This window comes from Shewanella sp. 0m-8, from assembly GCF_052977265.1.
In genome coordinates this window covers 20,778-28,767 of sequence record NZ_JBRIMB010000060.1, presented here as the reverse complement: position 1 = coordinate 28,767, position 7,990 = coordinate 20,778, and the positions used below count along the sequence as shown (strand labels likewise).

Sequence of the window (7,990 nt, the reverse complement as noted above, 5' to 3'; positions counted from 1 at the left end):
ATTAGCTCAGCTGGGAGAGCACCTCCCTTACAAGGAGGGGGTCACTGGTTCGAGCCCAGTATCGACCACCATTCTTTCTGTAAAGAATCTCTTCGCAGTACCAAATCATATCTCAATAAATTGCTAACTATCTTTGTCACTAAAGAACGTTCTCTACTATCCTTTTAGGATAATGTATCGCAGGACAAATCTTATGGCAGACGTCAGTCAATCCGCTTCGCTCGCCAGCATTGCCGCTTATTTAAAGCTCACTTACCAATACGATCAAGACACTGCTTTAGTTGAAGCTAAATCCGTTATGCAAAATCTAGTCAAAATGCGCCAAAAAGGCTTTATCACAGGTTGGTATTTCGATGAAAATGGACAGCTCGAACTTCTTCCTAGTGATTATGTTATGCATCAGATAGCACCCAACAAATAGCTTCTTCTGCAGAGGGTTACTACTATTAGCAATTCTCACCACTTCACGCGCCCATCGCCAAAGAGTCTGATGCTGACGTAGGTTGGATAAGTTTTAGCACCACAATAGCTAATATACCAAGCCCAATGACAGACCCCACTACAACCCCTCTCCAGCCCCAATGCTGCCAAAATGGCAATAAATAAGGCCCACCTATAGCAGCGCCTAAATAGTAGCAACAAAGGTACAATGCCGTTGCTTTAGCCCTATGCAGCTTTGCTCTATAAGCCACCCAGGCATTACAACTACTGTGAATAAGGAAAAAACCAAATGCTGAGATCAAAAAACCAATATATATAGCCGTTAAACTATCGAGTAAGGTCAGCAAAGTACCGAGAAACAACGCCAACACAGAGATAATTAATACCCGCTTAAGTCCAAGCTGCCCAATCCAGTTCGCTGAGCGATATGATGCATAAGTGCCACTGAGATAACAAAGAAAAATCAACGTAACTTCAAAACGCCCTAAGCTAAAAGGACTGTCCATCAGATGGAGTTGGATATAACTAAACTGATTAACCATAACCATAAAAGCAAGTCCACCAATAAGGTAAACCAAGCGTAATTTCCTATCCGCTAAGTGATGACAAAACCCTTTAAAATCAGAGCTTTTTATTGGCCACATCCCTAACTCTAACTCAGGCTTAACAAAATGACTTCCAGGTAACAGATAGGTCACAGCAAGTGTCCCTATTAGAGAAACTGCGGTTAATAAAGCCATCGCTTGCTGCCAATCGAGGTATTGAGCCATACCTCCTCCGAGCAAACGCCCCACGATACCGCCGACACTATTAGCGGCTATATAGATGGCACCGGCCTTTAGCAAAGCATTACTGCCTAACTCATCTTTAAAATAGGCCATTGCCATGGCGGGTACTGAGGCTAATAAGGCGCCCTGAAACATTCTTAACAAAACGAGTTGGTTAAAGCTATCAATAAAATAGGCGCTAAGGTCTAACAAAACCAATAGGTAAAGACTCACTAAAATGGGCTTTTTGCGGCCAATGCGATCAGACAGTACCGCAAAAAGCAAAAGAGAGAATGCCATAGTAAAACTGGTGACTGATAACAATAACGTAGCATGGCCTTTTGATACCGAAAATGAGTCCGCAATAAGCGGTAGCATTCCTTGTACCAAATATAAGTTGATAAAAATCACCATTGAAGCAACTGATAAGCCTGCAATTAAGCGGATCTCATCAGCCACGTGTCTATCTTCTACCCTTGTGCTCATTGACGACTAACTCAAAGCAATTAATTAGGCTGTAGCATATCAGCGGCCACCCCATAAGAATAACAACTTAAAAGTGCGATAGTTATTGATTTATGTTATATCAAATTCTACCTTATCAAGTAGATGATAAATTGAAGTAAGCTTTATATGGAGCTTACTTTTACAATGCAAAACTGAATAAAAACTATGGATATTAGACAATTAAAATACCTAGATGCATTAATTAATGCCGGCAGTTTTACTAAAGCTGCCGAACAACTCAATATGGCGCAACCAGCCTTAAGCCAAAGTATCAAACGACTTGAACAAGAGCTGGGAGTGACGCTAATTGATAGAGGGATAAATAAGAGTAGTAGATCGCTGTCGTTAACAGCAGAAGGTGACGCCTTGCATCAACATGCTAAGTTAATCATCAAGAACATGGCGCAAGCAGAGGCACATATAAAGTCCATGGCCAACCTCACTAAAGGTGAAGTCAGATTAGCAGTACCCGGTATGCTAGGTTCATTTTATTTGCCAAGGCGTTTAATGGCATTTCGCCATCAATACTCAGAGCTCAAGCTATCACTATTTGAAGGTGGCACTCGTGATACTCTGAGAATGCTACAAAAGGAAGATGTCGATATTGCCATTATTACAGCCAATGACCTTACCGACGAATTTGACAGCCACTTATTATTGCGAGAACAGATGGTCGTCGCTGTAGGTCAGCAACACCCATTAGCAAATGCTAAATCCATCCCTTTAAAAGCGTTTTTTAAACATGAGCTAGTACTCTTTAAGCAGGGTTACTTTCATCGAGAATGGATGCTAAAACAAGCAGAACGACTAGGTGTTACAGCAAATATTGCCTTTGAAACTAATCTCATTAACTTGATTAAACAAGTTGTTGCACAAGAATATGGTATTACCAGCGTATTAGAGATGGTCATAGAAAAACACGATAAAATTTGCGCAAAACCCTTTGATCCACCCGTTTTCCTTGATCTGCATATTGCCTGGAAAAAACAACGCCCTATCAGCCAAGCTGACAGAGCATTTGTTGAGTTTCTTTTGAAACATCGCTAGAGCGCGTCAACTTGATTCTCTGGTGTTGCATCAATAAAAGCCTGTAGCGTTAAACAGTGAGCATTAACACGCTCAATATTGGGATACAGACTCATATCGACCTTAAAACGCTTTGCATTGTACACCTGAGGCACCAAGCATATGTCTGCTAAGGTTGGGCTATCTCCAAAGCAACAAAGCCCACTGTGTTTTTGGAGCTGTTTCTCTATTGCACCAAAGCCCTGTGCTATCCAGTGCTGATACCATGCAGCTTTTTGCTCATCGCTCATACCTAGCTCACCTGTAAGATATTGCAACACTTTGAGGTTATTAAGCGGATGAATTTCGCAAGCAACACTCAATGCCATCGCACGCACGATTGCCCTATCAAATGGCTTTGTTGGCAAGAGCGCTTTCTGAGGGTACACCTCGTCCAAATACTCAATAATCGCCAATGACTGAGTTAAGACTTGCTCCCCCTCCTCGCCTTTGATCACTAAGCTTGGCACTAGCTCCTGCGCATTAATAGATGCATAGAACTGTTGATGTTGCTCTCCGCCATCTTTAACTAAATGCACTGAATGTTGCTCGGCTTTAAGTAACTTTAGGTTCAAAGCGATACGTACACGATATGCTGCGCTAGAGCGCCAATAACCATAAAGCGTCATCATTGTATTACCCATGTAAAAATCCTTTTGAAAATGAGACCTGGTATTTAGCAAAAAGGCTAACTCCAGAGAATTAGCCTTTAATCAATATACCCACCTTAAACACACTAGGCTTTATATTCGACCACTTGCTGATCAATCGATCCAAAGATACTGTTATTGTCGTCATCAAGCATCTCGATACGTACGCGGTCACCAAAACCCATAAATGGGGTTGACGGCTTACCCTCTGCAATAGTTTCAAGCATTCGTGTTTCAGCTAAGCAGCTTGAACCGGCGCTGCGATCGTAGTTAGAAATGGTACCTGAACCAATAATAGCCCCCGCTCCCAATGGACGCGTTTTAGCAACATGGGACACCAACTGGCTAAAGTTGAATGTCATATCAACCCCAGCATTAGGGCGCCCAAATAACTCATTGTTAAGGTGAGTGATTAACGGAAGATGAACTTTAGCGTCTTGCCACTTATCATTTAGCTCGTCAGGCGTTACAGCTACAGGAGAGAAGCTGCTCGAAGGCTTAGCTTGGAAAAATCCGAAACCTTTGGCAAGTTCACCAGGGATAAGGTTTCGTAACGATACATCGTTGACCAACATGAGTAACTTAATATGTTGAGTGGCATTTTCTATACTGACGCCCATAGGCACGTCGTCTGTGATCACTGCGATTTCGGACTCAAAATCGATGCCCCACTCTTCGCTCCCTAACGCAATATCAGCCTTTGGCGCAATAAAGCAATCTGAGCCCCCTTGATAGACGAGAGGGTCGGTCCAGAATGTTTCAGGCATTTCAGCACCGCGGGCTTTACGGACTAATTCAACATGATTTACGTATGCACTACCATCGGCCCATTGGTAGGCTCTTGGTAACGGCGATAAACATTTCGCTTCATCGAAATCTACTGCGTTATCCATCAAGCCATTGTTTAACGCGTCATAAAGCTCTACCAACTGTGGATAAAGCAGGCCCCAAGCATCCATTAATTGCTGCATAGTATGGGCAATAGCAGGCACAGCAACCGCTTTAGTCAGATCTTTGCTGACTAACATCAATTGACCGTCACGGCGACCATTGTTATAACTTGCTAACTTCATGCTTAACTCCTAATTGTTTATGCCTAACTCTCATCTTATTAGTTTTCGATGACAATGACAGTGCTCTATTTGGGCTGATTCGACCTTTAGCCATAGAAATACATTAAGTAAGGGAAGAGTGGAATAGCGTGAGACAAATCACATTTACTGAGTAGAGCGGCAATATTGTAAACTTATGCTTACAACCTCTAAAGAATAGGCTGTAAGCATAATATTGAGTCTAAAGTGGCTTACCTAAGCAGCTACTCGCGGCAAGCTATTGTTACACTGTTTTTTGTTTACCGATCTTATATTCGCGAAGTTTATTAGCAATGGCCGTGTGTGAAACGCCCAGTTTTTTAGCCAACTGACGCGTACTTGGATAAGCTGGATAAAGCCTACGCAATAAGCTTGCTTCAAACTGCTTCATTGCTTGCTCTAAACAGCCCTCGAATTCATGGTCGAAATAACCAAATCCCTCTGCATAAGAAGGGAGTTTTAGCTGCTCGACGGAAAGCTCTGCGTTACCATCCCACATTGAGACGGCCCTAAATATAGCGTTTTTAAGCTGGCGTATGTTCCCCGGCCATGCATAACCTAACAGATGTTCACGGCATTCACCCGATATACGACGGATAGGAATAGATAACTGTTGACTGTAATGCTCTAAAAACATTTCAGTTAATGGAATGATGTCGACCTTACGCTCGCGTAAGGAAGGAACATGAAAGCTCAACACGTGAATACGGTAGTAGAGATCTTCTCTAAATTCACCGTTTTGACATAACTCGGCCAAATTCTTTTGCGTCGAACAAATTATTCTTACGTCACTGCGGATCTCTTCATCACCACCGACGCGTCTAAAGGTACCATCTTGTAGGAATCGCAATAATTTTACTTGAGCAGACTTCGACATTTCGGCAATTTCATCAAGAAAAATCGTACCGCCTTTCGCTTCCTCGATAAAGCCACGCTTTATTACATTACCATTACTAACGAAGCCAAATAACTCTTCTTCAGCAGCACTGTCTGGCATAGCGGCGCAATTAATGGCGATAAAAGGTTGTTCACGACGCATACTCGCATCATGGCAAGCACGAGACATTAACTCTTTGCCGGTCCCCGTTTCACCCGTAATCAATAAGGGCGCATCAAGTTGCGCCATACGGCGAGCCTGTACCAGTACTTCTTTCATTTTATCACTGGTGGCAAGTACGTTTTCAAAACCACTAGATTGATTTTGCAGTGCATTAAACTGTTTACCCAGTCGTGCAGGAGATTTTAGTGAGACCACTGCACCCGCAAGGATCGGCGTATCGCTACCGCTATCTGGCAGATAAATGGGTAGCATTTCGGCCAAATACTCATTTTCGCCAATATTAACGCGAGTGGCCTGAGCTAATACTGTCGACTCACTCAACCAGCGGCTAAAATTAAATCCATGCACCCAATGATTTATTGACTCATCAATAACCTCATGTTCGGCCATGCCGACCGTATGTAAAGCGGACTCGTTAACAATACGGATCCGTCCTTTTACATCGAGTGAAAAAACGGAATCGGGTAATGTCTTTAGGAGGGTCTTTAACGCATAGTGTTCTTGTTCTGACGGCATAAAAGATACCGTTCTAACATCATGTACGCCTTCGACTTTTCGAATAAGCGGAAGCAACTCACTCAAGGTATCAAAGCTTACCTCAGCGAATTGCAAATAAAGAAACCCTTGATTGCTTGCGTCTATGGCAAACAAATTGATCCCGTAGTCTTCCATAATCAATAAGATATCTTTGGCCAGACCTACACGATCTAAACAGCTAACTTCCAAGCGCATACTATTGCAATTCCCTTTTTTATATACTCGTTATTGGGATAAAACAATCGACAAATAAAGTTTGCCTAGTTAGAACTAAACTTAAAAGCAAAACTCAACATCGGTAATCGCTCTATACGTTAGAAGTTTATTTAGCTTGTGGCAAGGCTTGTTTACAGCGGATTTGTAACATAAAGAAAATAAAAGCGTGTCAGTCAAGCCAACACGCTGGCGCAAAGCAGTGAGTTCGTCTATTAACGAGTCAGTAAAACATAAGACAATGCTGTCAATAATATCTGTAAAAGCATAAACCTATCGCTTACTGGTAAAGAACGTCTGTTTTTGCAGCCATAATAAAGTCATTTTTATGAAGGCCTTTTATTGAATGAGACCACCAAGTGACTGTCACTTTACCCCACTCAATTAATATTCCAGGGTGATGAAAATCAGCTTCAGCGAGATCAGCCAGTTTATTAGTAAATTCCATCGCTAATTTAAAATTTTTAAATTTATAGACGCGTTCTAACTGCATAACGCTGTCACGCACTTCAACGCCCCAATCAGGGATCATCTTAATTAATTGCGCTAACTCTTCATCGGAGACCTTAGGTGCATCAGCTTGGCAAGCTTCACATTTCATTTGAGCTAATTCAGTCATCTTTTTTTCCTTCAATGATTCTTCTAAATTCAATTATTCTTTTAAATTCAATAGTTGTTGCTAACATGAGTGTCGTACACAGTTAACGACACGCTGTAAATTCAGCTCACTTTTACTGGGTATGTCGGTTTAAATAAGCCCAACTGTTGTGCTTTTTTTACCGCTGCCATAATGTCCATTTCAGTTATGGCATCCAGATCAGAGATACTTTCAATCGCATAATAAATAGGCTGCATAATATCAATCCTGTAGGGCGTACGCAGCACATCCACTAAATCAAATACTCTGATCTCCGGCTCACAGCCCATTACAAACATGGTTTCGCCTGGCGAGCTTATAATGCCTCCGCCATAAATACTCAGCTCATTATTTTTCGATCGCAACACACCAAACTCAACAGTAAACCAATACAGTCGCGCTAAAAATACACGTTCCTCTTTGCTTGCTGCCAAACCTAGCTGACCGTACAGATGCGAAAAATGAGCAAATGATGGATTGGTTAACAATGGGCAATGGCCAAATACCTCATGAAAGACATCAGGCTCTTGCAAATAGTCAAACTCCTCTCGGCTTCTGATAAAAGTCGCCACCGGGAATGACTTGTTGGCAAGCAGTTCAAAAAACTGACCAAAAGAAATTAATGCAGGAACCGCAGCAGTTTTCCAACCTGTAGCTTGTTGCAATACACTATCAATCTCAGGTAGTTGTGGGATCCTATCTGTCGGCAAGCCTAACTTTTCTAGACCATCTAGATATTCTTGGCAAGCCCGGCCAGGAAGGTTAACTCGCTGCCTTGCGTACAGCTCAGCCCAAATATCATGATCGGTTTGCGGGTAATCAATAAAGCCATTAGCGTCAGGCATGTGTGCTACGTAATTTGATTGTTTGCTCATATTCCTAACTCGTCATCCTAAGTCATCGCCCCAATTATTCAGTCTCAGTCTTCCGCCTAAGCATTTTGTCTAACTCATCAATCAGTCAGAAAATAAGTCGGTGAATAAGTCGTTACTTCATACTTAACTAAAGTTGATGTTTTGTTA

The 7,990-nt window shown here is 42.1% G+C and carries 8 protein-coding genes; 2 read left to right on the top strand and 6 right to left on the bottom strand.

The features are described 5' to 3' along the window. Positions 1-193 precede the first annotated feature (193 nt). Positions 194-421: a hypothetical protein gene (locus ACVBIO_RS19610; protein ID WP_447162665.1), complete on the top strand. Its 228-nt coding sequence runs from the start codon at positions 194-196 to the stop codon at positions 419-421. Between the two features lie 43 nt (positions 422-464). On the opposite strand, the gene ACVBIO_RS19605 is transcribed toward ACVBIO_RS19610, so the two are convergent. After that, positions 465-1,694 carry an MFS transporter gene (locus tag ACVBIO_RS19605; RefSeq protein ID WP_447173232.1) on the bottom strand — a complete coding sequence of 410 codons (1,230 nt, stop codon included), beginning with the start codon at positions 1,692-1,694 and terminating at the stop codon, positions 465-467. Positions 1,695-1,880: 186 nt separating this feature from the next. Here ACVBIO_RS19605 and ACVBIO_RS19600 point away from each other — a divergent pair, with 186 nt between their 5' ends. Continuing rightward, positions 1,881-2,762, top strand: a complete 882-nt coding sequence (locus ACVBIO_RS19600) for a LysR family transcriptional regulator (RefSeq protein ID WP_447162667.1) — start codon at positions 1,881-1,883, stop codon at positions 2,760-2,762. Here the strand turns inward: ACVBIO_RS19600 and maiA are convergent. The 5 genes from maiA to phhA form a co-directional block, all read right to left on the bottom strand. Continuing rightward, complete coding sequence (gene maiA, locus ACVBIO_RS19595; RefSeq protein ID WP_447164352.1) at positions 2,759-3,409, bottom strand: maleylacetoacetate isomerase; 651 nt, start codon at positions 3,407-3,409, stop codon at positions 2,759-2,761. The two genes, ACVBIO_RS19600 and maiA, sit on opposite strands and share 4 nt — an antisense overlap. 107 nt (positions 3,410-3,516) lie before the next feature. Beyond that, positions 3,517-4,503, bottom strand: coding sequence for a fumarylacetoacetate hydrolase family protein (locus tag ACVBIO_RS19590; protein WP_447164349.1), 987 nt, complete (start codon positions 4,501-4,503; stop codon positions 3,517-3,519). 262 nt (positions 4,504-4,765) lie between these two features. Continuing rightward, entirely contained in the window at positions 4,766-6,313 is a 1,548-nt protein-coding gene (gene tyrR / locus ACVBIO_RS19585) for a transcriptional regulator TyrR (RefSeq protein ID WP_447162669.1), read from the bottom strand. A gap of 298 nt (positions 6,314-6,611) precedes the next feature. Next, entirely contained in the window at positions 6,612-6,950 is a 339-nt protein-coding gene (locus ACVBIO_RS19580) for a 4a-hydroxytetrahydrobiopterin dehydratase (protein ID WP_447173231.1), read from the bottom strand. A gap of 101 nt (positions 6,951-7,051) precedes the next feature. Further along, entirely contained in the window at positions 7,052-7,843 is a 792-nt protein-coding gene (gene phhA, locus ACVBIO_RS19575) for a phenylalanine 4-monooxygenase (RefSeq protein ID WP_447162671.1), read from the bottom strand. Between the last annotated feature and the right edge of the window lie 147 nt (positions 7,844-7,990).

What these genes read in the sequence shown, in the direction of transcription:
- ACVBIO_RS19580 (WP_447173231.1), bottom strand. Translation starts at nt 6,950, where the DNA reads ATGACTGAATTAGCTCAAATGAAATGTGAAGCTTGCCAAGCTGATGCA.
- ACVBIO_RS19610 (WP_447162665.1), top strand. Translation starts at nt 194, where the DNA reads ATGGCAGACGTCAGTCAATCCGCTTCGCTCGCCAGCATTGCCGCTTAT.
- maiA (WP_447164352.1), bottom strand. Translation starts at nt 3,409, where the DNA reads ATGACGCTTTATGGTTATTGGCGCTCTAGCGCAGCATATCGTGTACGT.
- tyrR (WP_447162669.1), bottom strand. Translation starts at nt 6,313, where the DNA reads ATGCGCTTGGAAGTTAGCTGTTTAGATCGTGTAGGTCTGGCCAAAGAT.
- ACVBIO_RS19600 (WP_447162667.1), top strand. Translation starts at nt 1,881, where the DNA reads ATGGATATTAGACAATTAAAATACCTAGATGCATTAATTAATGCCGGC.
- phhA (WP_447162671.1), bottom strand. Translation starts at nt 7,843, where the DNA reads ATGAGCAAACAATCAAATTACGTAGCACACATGCCTGACGCTAATGGC.
- ACVBIO_RS19590 (WP_447164349.1), bottom strand. Translation starts at nt 4,503, where the DNA reads ATGAAGTTAGCAAGTTATAACAATGGTCGCCGTGACGGTCAATTGATG.
- ACVBIO_RS19605 (WP_447173232.1), bottom strand. Translation starts at nt 1,694, where the DNA reads ATGAGCACAAGGGTAGAAGATAGACACGTGGCTGATGAGATCCGCTTA.